The organism is Priestia megaterium, assembly GCF_009497655.1.
GTDB classification, from domain to species: Bacteria; Bacillota; Bacilli; order Bacillales; family Bacillaceae_H; genus Priestia; species Priestia zanthoxyli.
On record NZ_CP023317.1, the window covers coordinates 3,513,979 to 3,540,150 of the forward strand.

The window sequence follows — 26,172 nt, forward strand, 5'->3', positions numbered from 1 at the left end:
ATCTATTAGGACCCGAGGTCCTGCAATTATGTTAACTACCGCCTGCTTTTTACCTTTGAAGATAAGGGAAGAGACTGACAACATTAAGAAATTACAACTCTACCCATTACCTCTTTATATAAAATTTAGCGCCTTAAAAGCCGTCAAAAAACAGCTTCTTCTAAAAGAAGACTCGACACTAAGTCATCGTTAACCTTTATATCCTGCTCATACGTGCCCGCATACACATAATTTTGAAGAAAATACTTGCTACTCAAGAATATATATCCTAGAACAACTAAAATAAATATTTTTTTCAACATCGTCCTCACCTTTTTATCTAAAGTTTTCCCCTCGCGGCTGCTTCGACAATCGCTAAGGGCTTATCCATAAATAGCTTTTCATTTTTTAAAATTAGCTACCATTCTATCTAACACCGCAAAAATGTATATAAGTTACAATTATATTACATTATTATTACAAATGTAACAATTACATTATAACTAAGAAAATGAGGATAATCAATATGAAGTGTTTAGTAAAGCAAATAAAATTGCTAGATTAATATGATGCGTGTAAATAAATCCAAAACATGTTGGAAAAGACGTTTGTTATTAAACAGGAATATTTAAAGAACAAAAAAAGCAAACTCCCTACCGTTAGGAGTTTACTTCTTTTATTCAAGAGTTTTTATAACCTCTCTCATCTTGACACTCTTCTAAAGGAGTGATTAGATATATATGTTAACTATTTAAAAATTAAAGTTAACTTATTTCATTGTCGGTGGTGAGAGTGTATTGTATTGGGAAGAAGATATTAAGAGAGAACTTGCCTATTTAGATGAAATTTTTCAAAAACGGCACCTTGTTACTACAGAATTTGCTGAACAACCATGGCTTACAGTCAATGGACGTAAAATGTTAAACCTTGCCTCTAATAACTATTTAGGCTATGCAGGAGATAGTGGACTGAAGAAAACAATGAGTGATGCTGTGATGACGTATGGAGTAGGAGCAACAGCTTCACGCTTAATAGTAGGAAATCACTTCCTTTACGAGAAAGCAGAAAGAGCCCTTGTTAATTGGAAAAAAGCTGAGGCAGGACTTATTATCAATAGTGGTTATAATGCAAACCTAGGAATCGTCTCAGCCTTGGTTCCGCGTAATGGCTTCATCTTCAGCGATAAGTTAAATCATGCAAGTATCATTGATGGGGCCCTACTAAGCCGTGCAAAACTTCAACGCTATCGCCATAACGATATGAACCATCTAGAAAATTTATTAAAAAAAGTTCCCTTAGAGTCACGGAAGTTAGTTGTAACAGATACTGTTTTCAGCATGGATGGTGATTTCGCCAAGCTCAAGGAGCTTGTTAAATTAAAAGAGCAATATAACGCCCTACTAATGGTTGATGAGGCTCATGCAAGCGGTGTATACGGAAGAAATGGTGAAGGATATGCACATTTTCTTAATCTGCAAGATAAAATTGATATTCAAATGGGAACGTTTAGTAAAGCGCTAGGGTCATTTGGAGCTTATGTTACGGGAAAACAGTGGCTCATAGATTATTTGAAAAATAGAATGCGAGGACTCATTTATTCAACTGCTCTTCCCCCTGCTATACTCGGTGCAATAACGGCTGCAATTGAAAAGGTGCAACAAGACACAGAGCGCCGCGCACTTCTTCAAGAACATGCACTATTTTTTAGGAAGGCACTTACATACGAAGGATTTAACACATGTAATAGTCAATCTCAAATCATTCCAATTTTAACGGGAGAAAACAAAAGAACAATGCAGTTTGCAGAGCGTTTACAGAAAGAAGGAATTGCTGCTATTGCAGTTAGGCCTCCTACTGTTCCTGAAAATAAAGCAAGAATTCGTTTTACTGTAACAGCCGATCATACGCGAGAAGATTTAGATTGGGCCATAAAGAGAATTTCTCTAATTGGAAAAGAAATGAGTGTGATTCAATGAAACCATCAACTATTATAATATTTCCCGGATGGGGAATGGAAAAAGCAGCGTTTCAACCAATCATAAAATCATTGTCTACTATATGTAACGTTTTGTGTACAGACTGGAGAGGCGTAAAAGAACTAAGTGACTTTAGAGAACGAGCAATCCAATTGCTTATTTCTACTCCAGGTACTGTTTATTTAATGGGTTGGTCATTAGGTTCTCTTGTAACGCTTGAACTTGCAAATTTATACCCTAACAAGATAGAAGGACTCATATTAATTGGCGGAACTAGTCGCTTTATAAACGACATGCATAATACATTTGGATGGGAGCAACGCATCGTTGAACGTATGAAAAAACAACTACAGCGTAATAAAGAAAAAACCCTTACTGCATTTTATAACGCCATGTTCACTAAATCTGAAAAAGAAGAAGAATTTCATCATCAATTTATTGAAGTTGTTCAGCGTGATTATCAAGGAGACAGTACGTACTCTCTCCTTAAAGGGCTAGATTATTTACTTCAAAAAGATGTTAGAATGCACCTCAATCAAATTCAAACTCCTTGTTTGTTGATCCATGGAAGAGATGATCAAATATGTTTGACTGAGTCTTCTTCTTTCATAGCTGAAAGAATTGGTGGAAAAGCGCAGCTGTGTATTTTAGAAAAAGCTGGCCATATTCCTTTTTTTACAAAGCCTCACCAATGTACGCAACTTATAGAGAAATTTCTCGAAAAGGAGCTCATTTATGATTAATAAGCAACTTTTAAAGAAAAGATTCAATAATCATGCTAAAACTTATGATGCTTATGCCGATGTACAAAAAAGCATGGCAAACCAATTAATAGATCAGCTTTCCACCAATTTCTTTAACGAGGAAATAGCTATTCTTGAAATTGGCTGCGGCACAGGTTATTTAACACAATTATTGTGCGAAAAATTCCCTAAGGCTGCTATTACAGCAGTTGATTTGTCATCAGGAATGATTGAGTTAGCAAAGGAAAAAGTAAGGGAAGATCGAGTTTCTTTCATATGCGGAGATATCGAGGAACTAAGTATAGAAAGACATTATGACCTTATTATTTCGAATGCAACATTTCAGTGGTTTAATAGTCTTCATACGACAATTAAAAAATTGTATAAACAACTTAAGCCTACAGGCAGCCTGCTATTTTCAACCTTTGGTAACCGTACATTTCAAGAGCTTCATTCATGCTACAGCCATGTGAAACAAAAGCTTGGTCTTTTCAGTAACAGTTCACCTGGCCAATCGTTTTTTTCTCTTGAAGAGTTGTCTCAAATTTGTGAACAAGCATTAGTTCCATTGAGAGAGCATCCATTTAAACTATCAAAAACTGAGGAGCTAGAGGTTCAATACTTTCCGACGGTTAAGGCATTTTTTACATCAATAAAAAAGATTGGAGCAAGTAACAGTAACGAGGAAAGCTACTGTCAGCGCCCTTCCTTTTTTCGTGAATTAATCAACCTATACGAAAATAATCATCGTGACAAAAATGGCGTAAAAGTAACCTATCATTGCTTAATGTTTAATATTACAAAAACGAACTAATAGCCAATCCAGCCCTGGCTACTCTCTAGAAGTGATGAATTACCGCCAGTAAAAAAGGGTACTCTTCTATTTAGAAAAGTACCCTTAAATAATCAATTAGATTTAATTAACTTACTGTTTTTTAGAAGCTAATTCAATAATATTTGTTATACCTTGCTCATTGTACCCTGTTTTTAATAACTGTATTTGATTATGTTCAGATAAATTTGTAAAAATGATTGGTGTAACAAGTGATTTAGCATTTTCTTTAATGTAGTTTAGGTCTATTTTTAAAAGCGGGGTTCCTTGTGTAACCTTTTCTCCCTCTTTAATTAGACATGTAAACCCTTTCCCATTCAAGTTCACTGTTTCTAACCCTACGTGAATTAATAACTCTAGACCTTGATCTGTTTTTAGACCTATGGCATGTTTTGTAGGAAAGATGCTAACAACCTCCCCATTGATAGGAGAAATAAGAGTATTATTAGTTGGTTCGATGGCAAAACCGTCTCCCATCATCTTTGAAGAAAAAACAGCATCAGGGACTTCTTCTAGAGGCACAATATATCCATCAAACGGAAGTTTGAATACGCTTCCTAAAGTTGTATCCTTCATTTCTTTTTTCTAACCTGTTGCAGCAACTTCAGTTTTTGTCTTCGCTTCAAGTACTTCTTTGTTATTAGAGCCTTCTGTAATAGCCTCTTTTGGTATGCCAAATTCACTTATGTGAGGAGATTAGAAAATTGTTAAGAGAAAAAGCAAAAAGAAATCTCATAAAAATAATGCGTTTATCTATTTATTCTTCGTGCGGACAAATGATTGGATATTTCAAACTCAAATTACTAATAATACCGTTACATGTCTTTGGCGTAAAAGGAGCTACGTAACGATGGAACTGAAAAGAATAATAGGCATCACCTGTTTATCAAGCGTTATCTTATTTTCGGGACCTTTATCATTGGTCAATGCATCTATAAATGATTCTAAAATGACTGTAAAACATTCAGTGAAAGAAGAGTTGCCCAATATAAAGATTTTGGCCACTGGAGGTACGATTGCAGGTTCTTCTGAAAGCAGCACAGACACAACTGGATATGAATCAGGAGCCCTTGATATTAAAACCATCATTAAAGCTGTTCCTGAGTTAAAAAAACTAGCGAATGTAAGCGGAGAACAAGTTGTAAATATCGGAAGTCAAAATATAGATAACAGCATTTTGTTAAAGTTAGCCAAACGAATTAATACGCTATTAGCGTCTAAGGATGTTGACGGGATTGTCGTGACACACGGATCTGATACGATGGAGGAAACGGCTTATTTTCTAAACTTAGTAGTAAAGAGTGACAAGCCTGTGGTTGTGGTTGGTTCAATGAGACCCGCTACCGCTATAAGTGCAGATGGACCGCTAAACTTGTATAACGCAGTAAAAATTGCTTCTACAAAAGAAGCACGAAATAACGGCGTTTTAGTAGCGCTTAACGATCGAATTGGCGCAGCTCGTTATATAACGAAAACACATACAACGGCAGTGGATACGTTTAAATCCCCTGAACAGGGATATGTAGGAGAAATAGCTGGAGATCAGGTATTATTTTATAATAAAGCAACTCGTAAGCATACAACGCAATCACTATTCGATGTATCAAAATTAGATAAGCTTCCTCGAGTAGACATCATATATGGGTATCAAAACGACTCTAGGAACTTTTATGACGCAGCCGTAAAAGCCGGAGCAAAAGGAATAGTCGTCGCAGGAGCAGGAAATGGGCTGCTATCCGATGCTGCTCTAGCAGGTGCTAGAGATGCGGTAAAAAAAGGCGTAGTTATTGTGAGATCCAGCCGCGTAGGAAGCGGGGTTGTGACACATGAAGAATCAGATGATAAAGATACGTTTGTTACATCGGATTCATTAAATCCACAAAAAGCCCGTATTCTTTTAATGCTTGCTTTAACGAAAACAAAGGATCCTAAAAAGATTCAAGAATATTTTAATGAGTATTAATCAAAAATATCTTTTCTCCTCTATTTTGGTATTTTAAGAACAATCGGTAACAAAAGTATAAACAGGCCGAGACACCACCACTAGCATACTTTTGTCTCAGCCTGTTTTCATAAGAAGAAACATCAGCAGGTCCCTTATTCATTTCCCCAGTTCTTGCTTTCTATAATTAAATGATTGGATGTGGCGTCTAGCACACGCCATACCAAGGTCTTACCTTCTATATCTTTTAGTTCAATAGTTCCCTCGAGCTTATTGGTATTCACATGGACACGCTTCTCGTCTATTCTTTGCGCACTTTTTAATCTCGTTCCAAATGTTGCAGGACTTTCTTCCGTTAGCTTTACAATTACATCTATCATACGTTTGTCAGAAATATAGTTTTCGCTGTTTTCATAGTTTTGATCAGCAGGTTTAATAGCGTGTTCTAACCCAGTTTCATATTGACGCCAATCAACAATTAAAAAAAGCGCAAATACTAAAGACACTGTTAGTAATAAGCCATACACAACATTTCGTTTCATTTACTTTTGCTCCTTTCAATAGCGATTTATAGGTAAAACAAAGAAACCACCTGTTGTAAGAATAGGTTGTATCAGAAAATAGTATCGTACAACTCTGAAAAATATTCCGGTTTCCGAGTAAAAGAAGGTATATTTTTAAAGATTTCTACCTACAGAGACTATAAATATCTAGACAATCAGCTTAATATAGGTCAAGCACTAACAATCCATTAATTAAGAAAAACAAGAGATAAATCATGGTAGAAAACGGACGAATTTATCCTTCTCTATCACAAACTTCTCATCGGATTGTAAGAGCCCGTAAACATATGTTTACGGGCTCTTGTTTCTCGTTCATAAGATATAAATATAATTAGTCAAGTATACATATTTTATTTAACCTACGTTATTTTTCAATATGTTCTCCCGATATCCGAATAAAGCCTTCATTTCTATCTAATGGAACAGGAGGACGCTCGCCTAAAGGAACCTTCCAGTGCCACCATTTGAAGATTCGAGCGATGACGAAACATAGAATTGATATGCCTGCAAAAATTCCAACAAACGTCCAGTGCTGTCCGCTTAGCAGCATAACAGGCCCCGCTGACCATGCAAATAATTCTAATGGCGTATTAAGCGGTCCAACTACCGCTGTGTCTGTAAGTGTTTTTGATTTATTGTTAGGATCAATAATTCTTAGTAATGTAAGTCCGATAGCGAATACACCTGTTGAGTAGCCATACACGAATATAGAACGTTCAAACCAGCTTTCATAGTTCATAGCAGGTCCAATTACGACTAACATCACCACCACTACTACTATGCCTGAAAGCATTAATAAACCAAGCGGAAGTGCATATTCAACCACAATCGGTAATTTAATTGACGCTACACCGAAAAATACAAGAAAATCGGTTGCTGCACTTCCTAAACGATCGACTATCTTACTATCAACGTATTTGTAAACGCCTTTTTCTCCTTTGCCTAGAAATATGTACATAAGCAGTGCTATCAAAAATGCTATTGTAAACGTTGGGAATTCTAGTCCCCAAGCAGTAGCAATATAGTTATTTAATAGATAGCCCAAACCTGACGGCACAACTAATAATGCTAAATGAAAAGCTAATGGATCCATGGCAATTGGTGAAATCGTGTCATTCCCCATTGCCGTTCTATTTTTAGGCTGAACTAATCCTGTTTTTAGATCCTCCGAAATTTCCGAAAAATCTTTCACATAGTGAGTATAACCTTTTCGCGTTGCCCATTTTATAAAGATAAGTCCACCAAAAATACCTGCTAAAATACCGCCGGTAGCAGCTGTCATTCCTAAGTCAGTTGCATTTTCCCATCCTAAATTTTCAAAGGTTGTACCTACCGCTGCCGCCGTTCCATGACCTCCATAAAATCCGGCTGCTAAAAGCAAACCAAATCCGTTATTAATCTCCGGGGCAAACTTTGAAATCACTAAAATAGAAAAAACAATTGGAATAGACATTTGAAGACCTATACAAAGAATTTTATAAGTGGCATATGCGCCCATTCGATTAATATCCTTTTTCATATTGCCTGGTGAAAAAGAAAACCCGTTTATCCCAACTGCCGCAAACACAAAGATGGTGATGATTCCTGCATAGGAGCTAATATCTTCAGAAAAAGGTAGAACATTTAGAAAGCTAGGTCCTAGTGCTAAACCTAAAAAACCTGCCAATAAGCTTGCTGGAATGAAGCTTCTTTGAATAAATTTAAATTTTGCGCGAAGCAGCATGCCTATTAGAATCAGGACGCTGGCACAAGCAAAATCTACTAGTATCGTATATACAGTCATTCATATCCTCCTTTCGTAACGTTACATGCTTAAAAAATTAGTTGATCTTGTTGATGTAGCCGGTGGTGCTGGGTCTAGTTTTTCTTCTTTTATATGTAATACGTCTTCTGGTTTGATCCAAGGTCTATTTTGGATAGCACTTGTTTCTTCATGTGTAAGGTATCCTTTATAAGCGGTTAAGCTTCGTCTTAAAAATCCGTCTTTAATACAGGCTGATTTCACACCTGAATTTAGGATAGATTGGATATGTGGCAATACAGATGCCGCATAAGCTACAGAAGTAGAATTAGCAATAGCTCCAGGAATATTGCTGACACAATAATGAACGACACCATTTTCGATATATGTAGGATTTTCATGAGTTGTTTCACGGAAGGACTCAATCGCACCGTCAGTATCATTGCTAATATCTACAATAACTGATCCTTTTTCCATTAAATTGAGCATATCACGATCTATTAAATAATCTTCGCGTTCCTTTGGCCATTTAACACAGTTAATCACCATATCAATTTCAGGAAGCAATTTTTTAATATTTTGCTTAGTTGATAGCTGCGTATTTACTTTTTCATTATACGTTTTGCCAATATCTCTTAATGTTCCGTAATTGATATCCATTACAGTACACCACGCGCCTAAAGAATGTAGCACCTGCAGCGCCGACCTTCCTACTAGTCCTCCTCCAAGGATAAGTACCTTCATACCAGGGGCTCCGGCTAAGCCACTAACAAATTTCCCTTTCCCGCCGTTAATCGTCAGCATAGCCTGCAGACCCATTAATGCACCTTGTTTTCCCGCTGCTTCACAGTTAACTGAACCAAATCTATGAGAATCCTCTGCTGTGAACGCAATACATTTGCTATCAAGTATAGCTTGTACCTGCTCTTTGTGTGCAGCTGGATGTATACACGTATAGATAATTTGATTTTCCTTAAGCAGCTTATACTCATTTTCTTCAATTTCTTTAACTTTTGCGATAAAGTCACATCTTTCATACATCTCTTCTGTTGTTTCTACTATTTCCGCCCCTTCTTTTTCATACTGTTCATTCGTAAATCCCGCTAGTACGCCCGCATCTTTTTGAACAAGAACCGTATGACCATCATCTTTAATAGCAGCAGCCTCCACAGGCGTCATAATTACTCGATACTCTCCCACTTTATTATCTTTCAATACACCAAATATCATGTTGTTCCCCCTAAAGTCGTTTTTTTGAATGCTTCTCCCTCTCATTCCTGCGTGATATCAAAGTTAATTAAACTATTAATAATATTCAGATTAAAATGAATACAGCTTGTTTTTCTAGCACGCAAGTTTTGGAATAATTGTTCTATCAGAACCTTATTCTGCATTCACTTACCAAATTATAAATTAAAATGAATAAAAATTCAAAATAATATAATATTACTATCTATTTTTTGTGTAGTAACAAGCTTTTAGCTTATTAATCTTGCATAGAAAAAAGGTTCCACTCATTAACGTTCAATGAGTAAAACCTTTTTAATTTAGTTATAGCTAATAGGTTACTTTATTACTGAAATATTGCCATTGTGAGTACCTAGTTTAATGATATTCTTTCCATTTCCAATAACAGCGTCCCTATCATATTTATTCAGAATATCGACTTTTCCATTGTCGACAGAAACGTTAAATTGAACGTTACTTGGTTGTTTTTCCGTTGTAATTTTAATCTTTCCATTGTTCGTTTTAAAGTCAATATCTCGATCAAGTTCTTCTGTTTCGAGAGCGATACTTCCGTTATGCGTTTCGCCTTTTAAACTACCTTGCACGTTACTCAGCGTTATTTTTCCGTTATTTCCTTTTGCTTGAACTGTTTTGGCTGCAGCATTTTTTATGCTCGTAAGTCCATTGTGTACGCTGGTGGTCAGGTTTTGTGAATCAATGTCCTCTAATTCTACACGTCCATTGTTTGCACGAACAGAAACATCTGCTGCACGTAATTTTTTAACAGACACATATCCGTTGTTACTGGAAATCCCCAATGAATTATACTGTTTTTCAGGCAGATAAACGTTGATGGATAGCGGGTTTAATACACTAACAATATCAAAATTGACCCAGCTGCGCTGCTGTTCATTATAGGAGATAAAAAGGGTTGAATTTTTAACGTCAGTAGTGAAGTCTCTTTTTATATTAGGAGATGTTTCGCCTTTTAATGTTACTTTGATATTATCGCCTTTGATAGGATACACGTGAACACGAGTATTATCCGTATCGATGTTTACCTTGGATACTTGATTGCTGTTAATAACTTTTTCTTTTGAAATAGGTTCAGGATCAATAGCACGATAAGTAAGGAGACTTCCTATAACCCCAATAAGGATGAGAATGCCTGCAAGAACGGAGAGTTTCTTTTTATTCAACACGTTTTAAACCGCCTTTCACCAATGATACATTGTATTTCAGATAACGTACAAAGCCTTTTATAGCTAGCTTCGTTACAACGAACATACCTAGCATAATAAAATATCCAATTCCGCAAAATGCTAACGACATAAATAAATTAAAGAGAAAAAAGCCGCTCAAATGTACAATAGCTTCACCGAGAACTAGAATAGGAGATAGCAAGAAACATAGACCTATGGCCCAAGCTGATAAAATAAAGCCAGCTAATGCAACGGCCGGACCAAGAACAATTACTACATTAAAAAAAGCTAAACCAATTACGGCCCAAGTGGCTCTCAAAATATTTTGAGTTGTTGCCTTAGCTGTTGCTTGCTCAACGTGATAATCTGCCAGCAATTCTTTGGCTATTTGATTCGGGGAGCCTAGCGACGCTACAATTTCTTCTTCTGTTTTTCCTTCTTCTAAGCCAATGGAAAAATGTTCTTCATAATCTTGTAAAATATCTGCTCGTTCTTTTGAGGATAATGGTTTTAAGGATTCATTTAATTGCTGTAAAAATTTACTCTTCGACATTGTTCACACCTTCTTTGATTAATTGATTAACACCTCTTGAAAACTCATTCCATTCATCGATAAGTTCGTATAAATACTCCCTGCCTTTATCGGTAAGCTGATAATATTTCCTTGAAGGACCTTCTGTAGATTCCTTTAAATACGTTGTAAAATATTCTTCTTTTGTTAATCGGCGCAGAAGAGGATATACCGACCCTTCTGATATTTCAATTTGATCGGAGATTTTTTGAACTAATTCATATCCATAGCGGTCTTTCTTATCCAGTAATACAAGGACACAAAGCTCTAAAACTCCTTTTTTAAATTGCACGTTCACTGTTCTTCACCCTTTTCTTTTCACAGTCCACTACTGTTTATTGTATAGTACTGATTTATAATAACTTCCTAATAATTACAATATATCACCAGCTATTGTTTATTGCAAGGTACTGTTTAATATTTTTTTAAATTTTAACCATTTTATAGCGAGTATGATCAAACTAGAATAACTTATTGGAAAAAGATACATGGCGTGCTAAATTCAGCTAGATAATAACTACGTAAGGTGTTTTTTAAAAAGAAGGTCCTAGATAGAATTATTTTTAATGCAGCAAAATAAAAAGCAGCCTATAACTATAGACTACTCAGCAGCGAACATTCTAGGCTATTTTTCTTTTGCTTGCTTGATAAATAAAAAGAAAATCGTAATTAAGATAAAATAATTTAGCGGGTTTTTAAAGATATTACCATCTAAAGCTAATTGTAATAAGATCCATAAAGCGAAGATAACTAATATGGCTGGTATTGTAAGTTTGTTCATACATTGCTCATCCTTAGTCTCAGAGTAATACAGTAATCATGACTCTCAATATTTTTTATACTGTAAAAATTAAATCCACAAATGGCTTTGAAAGTATATTGATTGAATTCCTGTAAGAATATCACTTTTTAAGATAAAATTTAACAGTTTTCGCCACAATCGATAGAAATGGATCAATTTCATTTGATTTTTTTGTAATAAGTTCAAGAAAAAAGTAACCGTTATTTTACATTTTCTAATAATAAAAACAGTCAATTTTATGACTGTTTTAAGTAGAATGCTATCAAAAATTTCATTTCCTAGGTGGTGTATCATCTTTATAAAAAATGCAGTTCTTATAGATTCGTTTTTTATTCCCCCTACTGAAAAAACGTCCATAAATCAATGCTGGCTTTTCATATCAGTACTTTTGATAATCCACACTTAATTATGAAGCCAGTCACTTGCATCCTTAGCCTATATGATTATTTCCGTGTTGATATATCATGGTATTCATTCTTTACTTTGAGTAGATCTTCTTTGCTCAACCTTCTTCTCCTGATAGCGTTGATAGAACCAAATAGCAATAGCTAGCCAGCAGCCGCTAGCAAAATAGCCTCCAATAACGTCGCTAGGATAATGCACGCCTAAGTAAATACGACTAATACCTATTGCTAGAATCATTGTAGTGGTAATAACGATTAAAAGTGTACGTCCCCAGCGAGTAGAAATATGACGCCAGAGCAAAAATGAAAGGACGCCGTAAACAGCAAAAGCACTCATAGCATGCCCACTTGGAAAGCTATAACCATTGATTTCGATTAATCGATGGAAATCAGGACGTGCACGATGAAAAAGTAGTTTTAGCAGCTCATTGAGGATTGGAGAACCTACAATAATCGCGATAAATAAAATAAGCTCCGTTCGATGTTTTAATACCTTATAGAGAAAAAACAAACTAAAGAGAGAAATCACTGCAACAGATGGCGTAGAGCCAATAAAAGTAAAGCATTTCATAATAGTCGTTAGCCCAGGAGTTTCGAACCCTTGAATTAGCGATATAATAGACCGATCAAATGCGACAATTTTTGATCCATTAATTAAAAGAGCCATCCCACTAAAACAAATAAGGGACAACAGGCTTAATATAAAAGCAAGTGTAAATTGAAACTTCAACTTCATACTAGACACCTCTACTTTCTGTGCTTTATCAAGCTACTTTTGATGAAATGTGATAAGGTCATTTTACTTTTAGATTTTGATGCTTCTTTGCTTTTGAAGTTAGGAGTATTAAAAATAAAGAGCTTGTTTTATATGCACATTTATAGAGAGTTAGTAAACAGAGGCCATACAGCCGTTACATTTGTTCCTTCGCCCTCTTTACTCTCGATGTTAATCGTACCGTGGTACTTTTCAATCCATCGTTTGGCTATAGCCAGTCCTAAGCCAAGTCCTCCTTGTTTTCTGCTCCTTGCCTTATCCACTCGGTAAAATCTATTTAAAATATAAGGTATATCCTCTTCTGGAATTCCAATTCCTTTATCCATTATTTTAAGGGATACCTTTTCATTGATGAGAGAACAGTCTATAACTACCTCTTTCTCTTCCTTCTTAGAATATTTGACTGCATTATCTAACAAAATGATTAATATTTGTTCTAGATGGCGAGAAGAAATATTCACGTACAGATTTTCATGTGAGTGTCTTATTTTAAACTCATAGTTGTTATACAGTACTTCAAAATTCCTTACAACATGTTGAACAGTGGCCAATACGTTAATAGGTTCAACATCTACAGGATTTATCAGACTATTTTCAGCTCGGGATAGCTCCAATAATTCTTGCACAAGATTCGTTAAACGCTCTACTTCTTTCAGACTGGATTTCAAGGATTTATCTAATACTGCTGCTTCATTTTTCCCCCAGCGATTTAACAATGTCAAATGTCCTTGGATAATGGCTAACGGAGTTCTTAATTCATGTGAAGCATCCTCTACAAACTGTTTTTGCTGTAAAAAAGAGTCTTCGAGGCTATCCATCAACTCATTAAATAAACTGCCTAATTGAGCAAATTCATCGTTTTTTTCATTAACTGGAACACGTTCTTCAAGGCCATTTGTTTTTATTTTTTTCATCGTCAATGTTAACGCTTGAACGTTAGATAGTATTTTCTTTGCTAGAATGGTTCCACCTAGAATACTAAAGATTAGTGAGCCTATCCCTGCAGCAAGCATTAATAAAAAAATCTTGTCCATAAAAGCATCAGACATCTCCATATTTCTAACAATTTCAACCGTTCCAGTGAAGTTGTCGGTGACAATTGGAGAACGAAGAACGAGTAGACGTTCATCGTGGTTTCGAATCACTTTATACTCTTGGTGCTTCACCGCCTTCGGTTGCTGCCAATTTGGTGAAACATTGTTTGAGGTACTGGTTATAATGTTCCCTTTCCTATCAAGAACACGAATCAACTGATTCTTTTCATTAATTTTCGATAAGTATCCTTCACTGCTTTCAATTTGTTTTAAGGATAAAGGTTCATCATCAGATTGAATAAAAGCGAGAACCTCGTTTAATTGATGAATACCATTTTGCTTCTCATAATTTAAAATACCGTTATCAATCACAATGTATTGAAAGAGGTTATAAGAGAGAAAAAGAAAAAATAAAAACATGGAAGACCATAACGTTATCTTCCATCTTATAGGCAAATCTTTTATACACTTTATCCACTTTCTCATTTAAACATCACGCATCACGTATCCAACCCCTCTGATGGTTTGAATATATAACTCTTTGTCCTGCGCACTTAATTTATTTCTTAAATATCTAACATATACATCGACAACATTCGTTTCAACAACTGAATCGTACCCCCACACTTGCTCTAAAAGTATGTCTCTCGTTAATACTTTGTTAATGTTACGCATAAAAATGGCTAGGAGTTCAAATTCTTTATTCGTGAGTTCAATTAGTTTTTTTTCTTTTATCACTGTTCTTGATTCCAAATCAAGTTCAATATCTTTAAATGTTAATAGTAGCTTCTGATCCAGCATCTTGTTGTTTTCTTGACGTCTAAAAATGACTCGCATTCTTGCAAATAATTCTTCAATTGCAAATGGTTTGGACAAATAATCGTCAGCTCCATTATCAAGCCCCATTACCCTATCCATGACACTATCCTTAGCTGTGAGCATAATAACAGGAGTATCCTTAGTTGTTCTTAGTCTTCTGCATACCTCAATTCCATTTAATCCAGGCATCATTAAATCCAATAATATAATATCGTACTTCTGCTTGGTTGCTTTATCTAAACCAGTACGACCATCGTAAGCTACGTCAACTAAATATCCTTCATATTTTAGTTCTAATTCTAAAAATTCTACTAATCCTTCTTCATCCTCTACAATTAGTACCTTTTGCATATAAAGTACTCTCCTTTGTCTAAAAATTAAAAACGTAAAAACTGCTTCTACAAATGAATATGAGTACTAGTACTATATCCCTCAATTTTGAAAGATAATAAGAAGAAATATGAAATAAGTTTTCTATGACTTTCTTCTTTATAGGCTTTTCTTCAATTTATCAAATAAAAATTAGATTTGAATAAAAAAGAGATTAAGAATAAATGAATTTATTTCTTAATCTTCTTTAATGAATCATATAAAGTTGCTTTCCTTGTTTCTTTAACTTTCTTTAATGGTGTATCCTATACCTCGAACAGTCTCAATGAGTGAGGGACTAAATCCTTCTTCAATTTTCTTTCTCAAATAACTTATATAAACATCAAGTATATTTGTATCTCCTTCGTATTCATATCCCCATACATTTAGTAAGATTCCTTCACGAGTAACCGTCTTATTTTTATGGATGACTAAGTAAATTAATAAATCATACTCTTTAGGGGTTAAGCTGATTTTTTGCCCAGCTCTAGTTACTTCTCTTGATTCAGTATTTATAACCATATCTTCAATTAATAATAACGAGTCTTTTTCTACCTTATTCCTAATAACAAGGTGCTTATAACGTAGTAAAGAACGTATCCGAGCCAGCAATTCTTCAGTTTTAAATGGCTTAGTTATATAATCGTTTGCGCCATGATCTAACCCCAGTATTTTGTCTAGAGTTGAGTTGCGAGCTGTCAAAAGAATAATAGGCACGTAATTTTCTCTCTTTCTTACTTTACGCAAGACCTCTATACCACTCATTTCCGGTAGCATAATGTCAAGTAAAATTAAATCAAACATATTTGATAAGGCCATTTCGAGACCATCTCTTCCATTGTTTTTAATTTTCACTTGGTAACCTTCATGTTCAAGTTCCATTTTTAATATATTGCCTATTTCTACTTCATCTTCCACAATTAAAATACTTTCTTTCATCTAACTAACCCCTCTTTTCAATCTCTATATTTTTGCTTTGCATATCGATCGCTCTTTCCAATAATAAAGAGAAGTGTATAGCTATCACAAACCAACATCTCAGTGGACAATAAGAAGTTTTAAGTGCTGAACATAAAAACATAAGATAAAAGACTTCTATTAGAATGTGATATTAAATTCCCTACCCATTGTTCTTTGCTTTAATAACAATTACTTCACTAATATCATTAAAGTTGGATGAGGGTTTTACAACGGCCAATTGGGTTAATCCATATTCATCAGGCTTTACTTTGATGACTTTTCCTAAGGCTAACTTCCTTTGAAAGATTGAACTGATAGGAGAGGTTTGAACTTTATCTCCTACATTAACCTCAGCCTCACTAGGGATTTTTCTAATAATTAAATTACCTTTTTTATCATCGTAGCCTTCTAATGTTCCATTCACGCTTTTCCTATCCTTTAACATTACCGCCATACGATTTGTCCTAAGGTTTGAGCTAATTAGTTCTACGATAGAGGTTGACGAAAAAACTTTGGATACCTTCCCAACGACTCCATTTGTACCTAGCACATTCATATCTATTTTTAACCCCTGCTTCTTTCCTTTATCAATTGTTAATTCATTGTTCCAGTTGTTCGTTGAGCGGCCAATTACGGTAGCTGTTACAGGATTATAGGTTTTCACCTGATCTTCTGTTTTTAAAATTTTTTTTAAGACTTTGTTTTCATATTCCAACTTATAAGCATTTGCTTCCTCCTGATTTTCAGTGGCTAGCTTATTCTTTAAGATAGAGTTTTCTTTGTAAGTGGAAAATAATTGACTCACTTGTTGAGGTTCAGTCCAAGAAAGATTGTCTAAAGAAAGTAAGCTATCTTTGTACAAGGTTCCAACAAAAATAAGTCCTCCTACAGTAAGAATCCCTCCTATCAAAATATATGTATGTCTTTTCTTCTTTCTTTGAAAACGTATCACAATGGCACCTTCCTACCAATAGTCATGCTATTTATAATCTTACTAGCTGTTTCTTAAAAATTTCTTAAGTATCATCATCTTTGACCTCTTAACAACTGTTCAACGTTCTCCTTCTTTTAATGAATTGTACTTATTTTCTAGTTTCAAAAGCTGAAGGCATAACGTTATGTTTAAAAAACTTGGCTCACATAATTTAAATTTAATACTGTGTAATGAAATTTAAATGAAATTAAAATGAGAATTCGATAAAAAATAAATATTTTATTTTTATAAAAACATCATGGTGCAACAGAGTTGATAAAACATTAATAAAAAGTTTTTTATAAAAATCTCATTAAATTCTTATTTATTTTTCATTTTGATTTTAGAAAAAGACTGTACAGTTTGAATTGCAGCGATGAAGCTTTTAAAAAATTTCTTTAAGAAAAACGTTAGGCAAGTGTGCCGTTTATTTAAGAGAATAAACACTTAGCACAGGAAGGAGAGAAAAATTAAAAATGCAAGCATCTTCGCCAATGAATAAAATTGCACAAATTACCCTTGTTTTTTGGATTATGAAGATTTCTGCTACGACACTGGGTGAAACCGCAGGTGACTTATTAGCACAAACATTAGGAGTTGGATATGCAGTTAGTACGCTGATCTTTTTTAGCATATTTTTAATTACACTTGTAGCTCAACTAAGCTCTAAGAGATATATTCCGGCCCTTTATTGGACTGTTATTCTGTCAACTAGCGTAGCTGGCACAACTATGTCTGATTTTATGGATCGTACACTGGCATTAGGTTACGCAAAAGGCTCGATGATATTAATCACTATATTGTTGTCGATATTTGCATACTGGTATTTTAGCGAGCGTTCATTAAATATCAACTATATTAGAAACCGCAAGGCTGAAATACTTTATTGGATTGCCATCCTTTTCTCAAACACATTAGGTACAGCTTTAGGAGATTTTTTGTCTGATACGTCTGGCCTTGGATATATAGGTGGAGCTATTTTAATTGGCAGCTTACTAGCATTCATTGTTATATGTACCTTCTATACAAAGATTTCTCGTGTATTTTTATTTTGGGTAGCATTCGTTTTGACTCGCCCTTTCGGAGCAACATTTGGAGATCTTTTGACAAAGCCACATGAAAAAGGTGGTTTAGACTTAGGTACGGCAGGCTCTTCTCTAGTCCTAGCCTCCATTCTTATTGCCTTTATGATTCATACGACATTTAAACAAAATAACGTAAGCTCAGAACAAGCGCTGTAGATTTCCTTTTTTATTTAATACATTACAAAACCCATAAAAAGAAAAAATCTAACGAAGTGACTAATTGCATGAACCACCTCTTTTTCACACATACTCGTAAGGAGGTGGTGTTTATGGTTAATCAGTTAGAAGTTCTTACCCAGCGTGTTAATGATAAACAATACGATTACTGGCTTCATCATGATTTATTTAGTGCTCAATGGTGGCTAATTATCATTTTAAGTGCGCTTTTCTATTCGTTTTTTATCTCCTCATTGACCGACAACGAATAATATTTATTCTCTTAGTATTTTTCATTAGCTTTGTTTTAGTTGGTACTGTGGATGAACTCGGGAAGTTCTTTGGCGTATGGAGCTACCCTCATCAATTATTGGTCTTTACTCATCGTTTTAATTCCGTTGATTTTGCAGTTATCCCGGTTATACTTACATTAGTTTACCAATTCTTTAGCAAATGGAAGTTTTATTGGATTGCTTCTCTTATTGCTTCAGCTTTTATCGCTTTTATTGGAGTGCCTATATTTACTTTTTTCCATATTCTATGGAGCATATTAATTGCAGACACAAAAAAAGCTCACCTTAAAAGGTCAGCCTAAATAGGGGAGTTCTATAGAAAATGTTATATTGCATTACTGATATTTATACTAGCATCTAATAGTGAAAATTGGTGAAATGTTCGTCTCACTTATCTTTTTAAAAATTTCTTCTTTGAAAAATGAAGTCTACGTTTTAAGCTCTCACTATAAAAGCGTGAACTCGTGACAGGCTACGCTTTTATACATCTATATTCCATTAAGATCTATGAAAGTTAACCGGTCTCTAATCAGCGCTTACTCGTTCAAGCCTGCTATTTTTAGGTACGTCTCTTTTATCTTCAATCGCTCCCCGTATTAGATATGCAGCTATGCAAATTTTTCAGCGTTAGTTATTCATGAATCTTCCATCCATTTAAAGTCTTAGCCGTATCGGCGGTAAAATGATCAATGATGTCACTTTTAAGAGATCGCTAAAGCTCAATTAAAGGAAGCTAAAAGAACTGTAAAATCTATGGACGAAAAAGCTAATCATTATCTTGATATTATTAACGGTTTATCCCCAGATGACACTAACCCTGGCGAATGGGAGTTAATACATCCTAATAAAACATCCTAAGGCTCTTAACATCACCTCCATACCCGCAGTAAAAAGACTTATCTACCATACCGTATAGATAAGTCTTTTTACTCCATTTGTTTGAACTAGACCGATGCGCTGTCAGTTTAGAGTTTGTGAAAATTTCCCCTGCAGTTCTTTTAAAAACGCATCAGCTGCAGCTGAAAGAACATGATGCTTTTTCCACACAATATTTAAACCCGATTCAAGTCTTGGCTGTAACGGCCTGAAACAAAGGTTGCTATTAGTAGACGTATTGACTATTTTATCAAGTGTTATGGCATACCCAATGCCTTCTTCAACCATAATGGCAGCATTATATGCAAGATTGTATGTAGTAACGATGTTTAATTTATGAAAGTCTTCGCCAAACCAATCCGAAAATTCATTTTTTGAAAATGTCTGCTTCATGGCCTGTCGTGAACAGATTAGTGGAGCGTTTAATAAATCCGCAGCTTGAATGCTTTCTTTGAGGGCAAGAGAACTGTCTCTTCTCATCACAACGCCCCAAACATCTTTGGCAGGGATATTAAGATAATTATATTTTGAAATATCAGCCGGTTGAATTAAAATGCCAAAGTCAAGCAGCCCCTTGTCAAGCCGTTCCGTTATATCTTCTTCGTTTCCGCTGTAGAGGTGATATCGTATATTTGGATAACGTAACTGCACATCTTTTGCGACTCGTGCAATATGTTTCATTGCTTCTGTCTCCCCGCCCCCTATATAGATATCACCACCTATTGTTTCTTCCATGGAACTAAACTCCGCCTCTAATTTATCGACCATATTAACAATTTCCTCTGCCCTGTTTCGCAGAAGCATTCCTTCATCTGTCAAAATGATACTGTGACTGCTGCGAATAAATAATTTTTTGCCCAACTCTTGTTCAAGATCTTTTAATTGTCTAGACAGTGTTGGCTGTGTCACATGCAAAACATCAGCGGCCTTCGTGATGTTTCCTTCTCTTGCAACTGTAAGAAAATACCGCAAAACTCGAATTTCTATATCCCTCTCCTCCTTTCATAAGCTTTAGTATATACACTCCAGAAATGCTTATCAAACATATCATGATATAAGATATAAGTATTTTTTATATTTGGAAGAAGCCGTTAGAATAAACAACAAAGAAGTTCATGTCACACCAGCAACATCTTTAATAATTCAATGTGGAAAGGATCTTAAGATGAAAAAAATGTTACATCTGCCTTCTATCTTAGTAATAAGCGCTGCACTCGCTGCTTGCGGCAACAATCATTCTTCTGCAACCGACCATAATGCCAGTAAGCATTTAAACCGAGTACCAGAACAAACAGAAGAAGATAGTATTTCAAATACAAGAATAAAGTTAACGTTCAACAACAAAGAAGTGTTTGTTAGGATGTACGATAACCCAGCAAGTAAGGATTTTCTAGTTCAACTGCCTTTAACCGTAACGTTTGAAGATTATATAGGTAAAGAGAAAGTTAGTATTTTACAAAAAAGATTATCTATAGATGATGTACAAGCCGGAGACCTATCCAAAAAAGGAGACTTTGCTTATTACGCTCCTTGGGGAAATGTAGCTATTTTTTACAAAGGTCTTGAAGATGCTACAAACGACCTTATCATACTAGGTCAAATTGAATCAGGAAAAGAAAATGTTGAAAATGTTGATGGTGATTTTACAGGTAGAATTGAAAAATTGACTAAGTAAAAACATGACAATACACCTTTAAACAACCCGCTTTACAGCCACGAGAACACAACATTTTTTAGAAAGAAGGATCTTTATTTTATGTCTAAACAAACTAAACTACTTATATTTGTCTTAACTTTAGGAGCTTTCGGTATTATCAATACCGAAATGGGCGTTATAGGGATATTACCCTACATTGCGGTTCACTTTCATATCAGTGTATCAAAGGCAGGATGGCTGGTGAGTCTCTTTGCGCTTACCGTGTCAATATCCGGTCCAACGATGCCGTTATTATTTTCAGGAGTCAATCGCAAGAAGGCAATGCTGCTTGTACTTGGTATTTTCATTTTAGGTAACATTATCTCTATCTTTACTTCTAATTTTGCTATTGCCATCATTGCGCGTGTGATTCCAGCTATTTTTCATCCAATTTATTTTTCAGCAGCTTTTACAATGGCAGCGAACTCAGTCAGCAAGGAAGAGGCTCCAAAAGCTGTTTCAAAAGTCTTTATTGGCGTATCTGCAGGTATGGTACTTGGTGTGCCGATCGCAAGTTTTCTTGCAAGTACAGTCTCGTTTCAACTATCAATGACGTTTTTTGCTGTTATTAATGCGATAGTATTTATTGCTACGTGGGCATTCTTCCCTTCAATGCCTGTTAAAGAAAGACTTTCATACGGAGCACAGCTCAGCGTATTAAAAAAACCTGTTACTTGGCTTTCTATTATTGCCGTCCTTTTACTGAATTCAGCAGTATTTGGGGTATATAGCTATCTTGCTGAGTATCTTAAAAGCGTTACGAACCTCTCTGGACAATTAATTAGTTTCATGCTGGTTCTGTACGGTGTGGCAAATATTATCGGAAACATTATCGCAGGGAAATTACTTACGAAAAATGCCATTAAAACTGTAGTCGTTTTCCCTTTCGCATTGGGAATCGTTTACATCATTTTATTCTTCATCGGACAGTTTACTTGGCCTATGGCTATCATGACTTTAGTTTGGGGAATATTTGCTGGTATAGGAACGAATATTAACCAATACTGGATTTCATCAGCAGCTCCAGAAGCTCCTGATTTCGCAAACGGACTATTTTTAGCATCCGTTAACTTAGGAACAACAATTGGTACAGCCGTAGGTGGACTATTTATATCAGGAATGGGTACACAATATGTTGTACTAGTGGGGATCTTGTCATTAGTATTGAGTGTACTATTCATTTTACCAAGAAGCTACATGCAACGTCCTGTAAGGCTACTTTCAAAATAAGACATCAACGCAACTTTCTTTCGGGATCCCTAGTAGGATCCCTTTGTTTTCTTTTATTAAATCTATGAAAAGCAGAAATCTGTTCTAATAAATGCTTACAGCATTAATATATATAAAATGGAGGACTTGAAATGGAAAACCACACTAAAGTGGCACTTGTCACCGGCGGAAATCGGGGTATTGGATATGAACTAGTGAGACAATTGGCGATGAAAGGTTTTAAGGTCATTTTGACGAGCCGAAATTCAGAAACCGGACATAAAGCCGTGCAAAAACTTAAAGACTCTCATCTTGATGTTTCATTTTTGACAATGGATATAAACAATCAAACAAGTATCAGTCAAGCTGCGGCTACAGTAAGTGAGCAATGTGGAAGATTGGATGTGCTAATTAATAACGCGGGCATATATTTAGATAAAAATCAAAAGTTAGTAGATATGGATCCTTCTGTTCTAGAGAAAACGCTAGAAACGAATTTCCTCGGTGCCTACCATGTAATCCGTTCCTTTATGCCTCTTATGGAACAGCAAGCCTACGGAAGAATTATTAATGTTTCCTCAGAATATGGAGCCCTGAGTGAAATGTCATCTCCTGGAGTAGGCGCTTATAAGTTATCTAAGCTCATTTTAAATGGCTTGACGCAGTTAATAGCTGCAGAAAGCACCAAAGATATCAAAATTAACGCGGTCGATCCGGGATGGGTAAGCTCAGATATGGGTGGACCATCGGCTCCAAGAACGCCACAGCAAGCTGCTCGTTCTATCCTTTGGTTAGCAACGATTGGACCCGAAGGACCTTCCGGAGGCTTTTTTAAAGACGGAAAACAAATCGATTGGTGAACTTTTATAGCGTTAAGGCTATTTCCTATGACATCTTGAATTTATAATAAAAACCCTACGGATTACTAGGAATAATCCGTAGGGTTTTTGCTTCTAAGATACATACGATCTATTATTTTATGCTATTATATTCCTCATCCGTTACTGGTTCTAACCATTCCGGCGTACCGGCAGTGATGGCAATGTGTTCAAACCAGCTGTCTTTTGCAGCACCATGCCAATGTTTGACACCATCATGCGTCACAATAACATCTCCAGCTTTTAAGAATTGTGCAGGTTTTCCTTCTTCTTGGTACCAACCTTCGCCCCCTGTTACTAATAGAAGCTGAAATCCATCACGATGAATATGCCAGTTATTGCGGCATCCAGGTTCAAAGGTTACATTTCCAACTCCAACGTTCACTTTAGGATCTGCGATTAAGGTTTGGAGATAACTTTGTCCAACAAAAAATTGTGCATACGCTTCATTCTTTTCACCTACTGGAAAAATAACGCCATTTTTTACTTCTTCATGTTTTGCCATTTTGATTCCTCCAATACTATCATTCATTGCTATAAAAAGTCCTCATTCGTTAGCCGTTTATTTTAATTTCCCGCCAAATACCGGGAAGTAGCTATGCTCACCATAATCTCGAATAGGTTCTACATTTTTCAAAGTCTCCATATCTGCATCGCTGATCCCAAAATCAAGCTTTGCATTGATTCTCATATGATCTGGATTTGCCGTCTTAGGAATGACTGCAAGACCAAGCTGAATATCATAGCGCAGGCAAAGTTGAGCCACAGACACTCCGTATTTATCAGCTATTACCTTCACTTCTTTATTATCAAGAACCGCACCGTGCGCAATTGGTGAATATGCTTCTACCAAGATGCCATTCTTCTGGCAGAACTCAATTAACTCCAAAGGCGTATTGCTCACATGTGCCAATATTTGATTGACCATAGGCTTGATTTCACAGCTAGAAAGAATATTCTCTATATCATCCTGAAGGAAGTTAGAAAGGCCGATTGCCTTTACCTTCCCTGCCTTATAAGCATCCTCCATTGCTTTCCATGCCTCTTTGTTTTCTTCGAAGTAACGTTTCTCTTCTCTAAACTCCGTCCAAGGCTGTGGACTGTGGATAATTAGAAGATCAATGTAATCCAGCCCCAACTTTGTTAAAGACTCATCAATGGAATTCGTAACTTCCTCATAAGTTTTTGCTTCTGCTGCAACCTTTGTTGTAATAAAAAGTTCTTCTCTTGCAACACCGCATGAACGGATTCCTTCGCCTATACCAGCTTCATTCATATAAGCTTGTGCCGTATCAATATGACGATACTCGCTAGATACCGCATCACGCACTGCCTGCGCTGCCTGTTCATCATCAAGCAGCCAAGTACCCAGGCCTAATAGCGGAATTTCTATACCGTTTGATAATTTATACGTTTCATTAAACATGTTTTTTATCTCCTTTGAATTGTTTATTTTTTGTAGTAGCTTGTCTTATATGCTTTGGTTTCCCATTTCTTATCAGGAAGTTCTTCACATAAAACAGAAATTTTCCACTCTCTTCTCTTAGTTTTCAAGGCTAATTTCATTAATACAAGCTAATGCATTTAGTGTTCTTGGAAACCCCATATATGGAAGACAGTGAGTAATTGCATCAATCAATCGTCCCTTGTCATTTCCAACATTCAGGTTACCTTGTACATGTGCCTTCACTTGACCTTCAGCACCGCCTAACGCACTTACAATACAGAGAGTTAATAGCTCTCTTGTTTTCAAATCAAGTCCGCTGCGGGTGTAGAAATCTCCGAAGCAAAAAGCAGAAAGATATTCCTGTATATGCGTTTGATTCAATGGAGCATTCTTCTGCATTTTTTTAATAACATCTCCGAAAATCTCTACTTGAGTAGCCAGCCCTTTTTGCAAACGATTCTGTTCATCTATCGCCTTTTGGCTTTCAAGCGGTAACGCGATATGGTTTGCTTTAAAAACCTCATTCACTTCATTGACGGCATTTAACGTTTTTGGAAAGCCAATATATGGCGCACACTGATAAACAGCCTCTTTAATTTCTACAGGCGTTAGCCCAACATTCAGCGCTGCGCTAACATGTGCTTTTAACTGAGATAACGTCTGGTTAGTAACCAGAACGACCAGTGTAATTAGTTCACGTTGCTTATCGTCTAGGTCACCTTGATAAAAAACTTCTCCAAAAATGAAATGGCTCAGAATGTCTTGAAAATCCGGATCGGTAACATGTGTAGCCGGAACACCATCGCCAAACAGCTGTTTATATTTTTCTGCACTCTTATCAATACGGTTCATACACATCCCTCCTCTTGAATTTCATTTTTTTATACTTTTAAAACTCTCTATCTTTCTGTTGAAAAAATAATCAATATTGATTGATTAATCAACATCTGTCTATAATTATAAAAGCAAATAAAATCCTTTCAATCGTTAATTGAAGGCGATTCGTTGATTGCTCAACAAATGAAGAGGTATTGTTGAATATCTTTTAAAAAAAGTGAGGTTGTTAAAATGGCGAAAGTGGATAGAAGAATACTAAAGAGCCAAGAGGCTATAAAAAACGCAGTGACTGAATTAATGACCCAAAAACGATTTGATGACATTACCATTCAGGATATTGCTGACAAAGCAAACGTTAACCGAGGCACGATTTATCTTCACTATATGGATAAATATGATTTATTAGATAAGATGATTGAAGAACATATGAACAACCTCGAAGAACTATGTCATTCGGCTGCTGATATGACGTTCCAAGAAGGAAATTATGTTTGGTTTGAATATTTTGAGCGTCACCATCTCTTCTTTTCAACCATGTTAGAAAGTAAAGGCGCTCATTATTTCCGCAGCCGTTTTCTCGAGTTAGTCATCCAAGAGTATGGTCCTGAAGTTGATACAACTGAAGGAGAAAACAAAGGGTTGCGTAAAGAGGTTGTTATTCAGTTCTTTGCCTCGGCCGTTGTAGGGACAGTAGAATGGTGGTTTAAAAACGGGATGCACGTTCCAACCGATGTAATAGCCGAGCAAACCGGCATATTGTTAGATCGGAATTTGGAATAATTT

General features: G+C 35.7%; 28 protein-coding genes. 11 read left to right on the forward strand and 17 right to left on the reverse strand.

The genetic code is table 11. The features are described 5' to 3' along the window. Positions 1–776: 776 nt before the first annotated feature. Genes bioF through bioC form a run of 3 tightly spaced genes read left to right on the forward strand, consistent with a single transcriptional unit; the run spans position 777 to position 3,512 of the window. Entirely contained in the window at positions 777–1,955 is a 1,179-nt protein-coding gene (bioF, locus tag CEQ83_RS17995) for an 8-amino-7-oxononanoate synthase (protein ID WP_155017455.1), read from the forward strand. Continuing rightward, on the forward strand, positions 1,952–2,698 hold the full coding sequence (locus CEQ83_RS18000) for an alpha/beta fold hydrolase (protein ID WP_155017456.1): 747 nt from the start codon (positions 1,952–1,954) through the stop codon (positions 2,696–2,698). The genes bioF and CEQ83_RS18000 overlap by 4 nt, the downstream gene beginning before the upstream one ends. Next, on the forward strand, positions 2,691–3,512 hold the full coding sequence (gene bioC, locus CEQ83_RS18005) for a malonyl-ACP O-methyltransferase BioC (protein ID WP_155017457.1): 822 nt from the start codon (positions 2,691–2,693) through the stop codon (positions 3,510–3,512). The genes CEQ83_RS18000 and bioC overlap by 8 nt, the downstream gene beginning before the upstream one ends. Before the next feature lie 111 nt (positions 3,513–3,623). Here the strand turns inward: bioC and CEQ83_RS18010 are convergent, their stop codons facing one another. After that, entirely contained in the window at positions 3,624–4,106 is a 483-nt protein-coding gene (locus tag CEQ83_RS18010) for a PTS sugar transporter subunit IIA (protein WP_228123017.1), read from the reverse strand. A 274-nt stretch (positions 4,107–4,380) separates the two neighbouring features. Between CEQ83_RS18010 and CEQ83_RS18015 the strand changes: the two genes are divergently transcribed. After that, a complete protein-coding gene (locus tag CEQ83_RS18015; protein WP_155017458.1) occupies positions 4,381–5,493 on the forward strand; it encodes a type II asparaginase in 1,113 nt (370 codons plus the stop codon). A gap of 134 nt (positions 5,494–5,627) precedes the next feature. Here CEQ83_RS18015 and CEQ83_RS18020 read toward each other — a convergent pair whose 3' ends face one another. From CEQ83_RS18020 to mreC, 12 genes are all read right to left on the reverse strand, one after another. Then, entirely contained in the window at positions 5,628–6,014 is a 387-nt protein-coding gene (locus CEQ83_RS18020) for a hypothetical protein (protein ID WP_098112464.1), read from the reverse strand. Between the two features lie 385 nt (positions 6,015–6,399). Then, positions 6,400–7,818, reverse strand: coding sequence for a sodium/glutamate symporter (locus tag CEQ83_RS18025; RefSeq protein WP_098112463.1), 1,419 nt, complete (start codon positions 7,816–7,818; stop codon positions 6,400–6,402). A gap of 21 nt (positions 7,819–7,839) precedes the next feature. Next, positions 7,840–9,006, reverse strand: a complete 1,167-nt coding sequence (locus tag CEQ83_RS18030; RefSeq protein ID WP_033580028.1) for an alanine dehydrogenase — start codon at positions 9,004–9,006, stop codon at positions 7,840–7,842. Between the two features lie 335 nt (positions 9,007–9,341). Next, positions 9,342–10,205 carry a DUF4097 family beta strand repeat-containing protein gene (locus CEQ83_RS18035; protein ID WP_098112462.1) on the reverse strand — a complete coding sequence of 288 codons (864 nt, stop codon included), beginning with the start codon at positions 10,203–10,205 and terminating at the stop codon, positions 9,342–9,344. Then, positions 10,195–10,758, reverse strand: coding sequence for an HAAS signaling domain-containing protein (locus CEQ83_RS18040; protein WP_098112508.1), 564 nt, complete (start codon positions 10,756–10,758; stop codon positions 10,195–10,197). The genes CEQ83_RS18035 and CEQ83_RS18040 overlap by 11 nt, the downstream gene beginning before the upstream one ends. Then, the gene (locus tag CEQ83_RS18045) at positions 10,745–11,074 is read right to left on the reverse strand and encodes a PadR family transcriptional regulator (protein ID WP_033580026.1); all 330 of its coding nucleotides are present in this window, start codon (positions 11,072–11,074) and stop codon (positions 10,745–10,747) included. The genes CEQ83_RS18040 and CEQ83_RS18045 overlap by 14 nt, the downstream gene beginning before the upstream one ends. A gap of 327 nt (positions 11,075–11,401) precedes the next feature. Then, the gene (locus tag CEQ83_RS27205; protein ID WP_033580025.1) at positions 11,402–11,557 is read right to left on the reverse strand and encodes a hypothetical protein; all 156 of its coding nucleotides are present in this window, start codon (positions 11,555–11,557) and stop codon (positions 11,402–11,404) included. A 492-nt stretch (positions 11,558–12,049) separates the two neighbouring features. Continuing rightward, entirely contained in the window at positions 12,050–12,718 is a 669-nt protein-coding gene (locus CEQ83_RS18050; RefSeq protein ID WP_028414889.1) for a phosphatase PAP2 family protein, read from the reverse strand. A 140-nt stretch (positions 12,719–12,858) separates the two neighbouring features. Next, positions 12,859–14,277 (reverse strand): HAMP domain-containing sensor histidine kinase, encoded by a 1,419-nt coding sequence (locus CEQ83_RS18055; protein WP_028414890.1) that lies wholly within the window; start codon positions 14,275–14,277, stop codon positions 12,859–12,861. Next, on the reverse strand, positions 14,278–14,961 hold the full coding sequence (locus tag CEQ83_RS18060) for a response regulator transcription factor (protein WP_028414891.1): 684 nt from the start codon (positions 14,959–14,961) through the stop codon (positions 14,278–14,280). Between the two features lie 261 nt (positions 14,962–15,222). Further along, the gene (locus tag CEQ83_RS18065; RefSeq protein WP_028414892.1) at positions 15,223–15,918 is read right to left on the reverse strand and encodes a response regulator transcription factor; all 696 of its coding nucleotides are present in this window, start codon (positions 15,916–15,918) and stop codon (positions 15,223–15,225) included. A gap of 181 nt (positions 15,919–16,099) precedes the next feature. Continuing rightward, positions 16,100–16,891, reverse strand: a complete 792-nt coding sequence (gene mreC, locus CEQ83_RS18070; protein WP_194273197.1) for a rod shape-determining protein MreC — start codon at positions 16,889–16,891, stop codon at positions 16,100–16,102. Positions 16,892–17,388: 497 nt separating this feature from the next. Between mreC and CEQ83_RS18075 the strand changes: the two genes are divergently transcribed. From CEQ83_RS18075 to CEQ83_RS18085, 3 genes are all read left to right on the forward strand, one after another. After that, on the forward strand, positions 17,389–18,153 hold the full coding sequence (locus tag CEQ83_RS18075; protein WP_228123018.1) for a COG4705 family protein: 765 nt from the start codon (positions 17,389–17,391) through the stop codon (positions 18,151–18,153). Between the two features lie 113 nt (positions 18,154–18,266). After that, positions 18,267–18,425 (forward strand): hypothetical protein, encoded by a 159-nt coding sequence (locus tag CEQ83_RS18080; RefSeq protein ID WP_155017460.1) that lies wholly within the window; start codon positions 18,267–18,269, stop codon positions 18,423–18,425. A gap of 47 nt (positions 18,426–18,472) precedes the next feature. Then, the gene (locus CEQ83_RS18085; protein ID WP_140451129.1) at positions 18,473–18,748 is read left to right on the forward strand and encodes a hypothetical protein; all 276 of its coding nucleotides are present in this window, start codon (positions 18,473–18,475) and stop codon (positions 18,746–18,748) included. A gap of 658 nt (positions 18,749–19,406) precedes the next feature. Here CEQ83_RS18085 and CEQ83_RS18090 read toward each other — a convergent pair. Beyond that, positions 19,407–20,309: a LysR family transcriptional regulator gene (locus CEQ83_RS18090; protein WP_155017461.1), complete on the reverse strand. Its 903-nt coding sequence runs from the start codon at positions 20,307–20,309 to the stop codon at positions 19,407–19,409. Between the two features lie 178 nt (positions 20,310–20,487). Between CEQ83_RS18090 and CEQ83_RS18095 the strand changes: the two genes are divergently transcribed. The 3 genes from CEQ83_RS18095 (at position 20,488) to CEQ83_RS18105 (ending at position 23,087) form a co-directional block, all read left to right on the forward strand. Beyond that, positions 20,488–20,997 (forward strand): cyclophilin-like fold protein, encoded by a 510-nt coding sequence (locus CEQ83_RS18095; protein ID WP_155017462.1) that lies wholly within the window; start codon positions 20,488–20,490, stop codon positions 20,995–20,997. Positions 20,998–21,078: 81 nt separating this feature from the next. Then, complete coding sequence (locus CEQ83_RS18100; protein WP_155017463.1) at positions 21,079–22,248, forward strand: MFS transporter; 1,170 nt, start codon at positions 21,079–21,081, stop codon at positions 22,246–22,248. 131 nt (positions 22,249–22,379) lie between these two features. After that, the gene (locus CEQ83_RS18105; RefSeq protein WP_028414897.1) at positions 22,380–23,087 is read left to right on the forward strand and encodes an SDR family oxidoreductase; all 708 of its coding nucleotides are present in this window, start codon (positions 22,380–22,382) and stop codon (positions 23,085–23,087) included. 112 nt (positions 23,088–23,199) lie between these two features. Here CEQ83_RS18105 and CEQ83_RS18110 read toward each other — a convergent pair whose 3' ends face one another. The 3 genes from CEQ83_RS18110 to CEQ83_RS18120 form a co-directional block, all read right to left on the reverse strand. Further along, entirely contained in the window at positions 23,200–23,610 is a 411-nt protein-coding gene (locus tag CEQ83_RS18110; protein WP_028414898.1) for a cupin domain-containing protein, read from the reverse strand. 57 nt (positions 23,611–23,667) lie between these two features. Next, complete coding sequence (locus CEQ83_RS18115) at positions 23,668–24,531, reverse strand: aldo/keto reductase (RefSeq protein ID WP_155017464.1); 864 nt, start codon at positions 24,529–24,531, stop codon at positions 23,668–23,670. A gap of 117 nt (positions 24,532–24,648) precedes the next feature. Further along, positions 24,649–25,404, reverse strand: coding sequence for a carboxymuconolactone decarboxylase family protein (locus CEQ83_RS18120; RefSeq protein WP_155017465.1), 756 nt, complete (start codon positions 25,402–25,404; stop codon positions 24,649–24,651). A 216-nt stretch (positions 25,405–25,620) separates the two neighbouring features. Here CEQ83_RS18120 and CEQ83_RS18125 point away from each other — a divergent pair, with 216 nt between their 5' ends. After that, on the forward strand, positions 25,621–26,169 hold the full coding sequence (locus CEQ83_RS18125) for a TetR/AcrR family transcriptional regulator (RefSeq protein ID WP_028414900.1): 549 nt from the start codon (positions 25,621–25,623) through the stop codon (positions 26,167–26,169). Positions 26,170–26,172 lie beyond the last annotated feature (3 nt).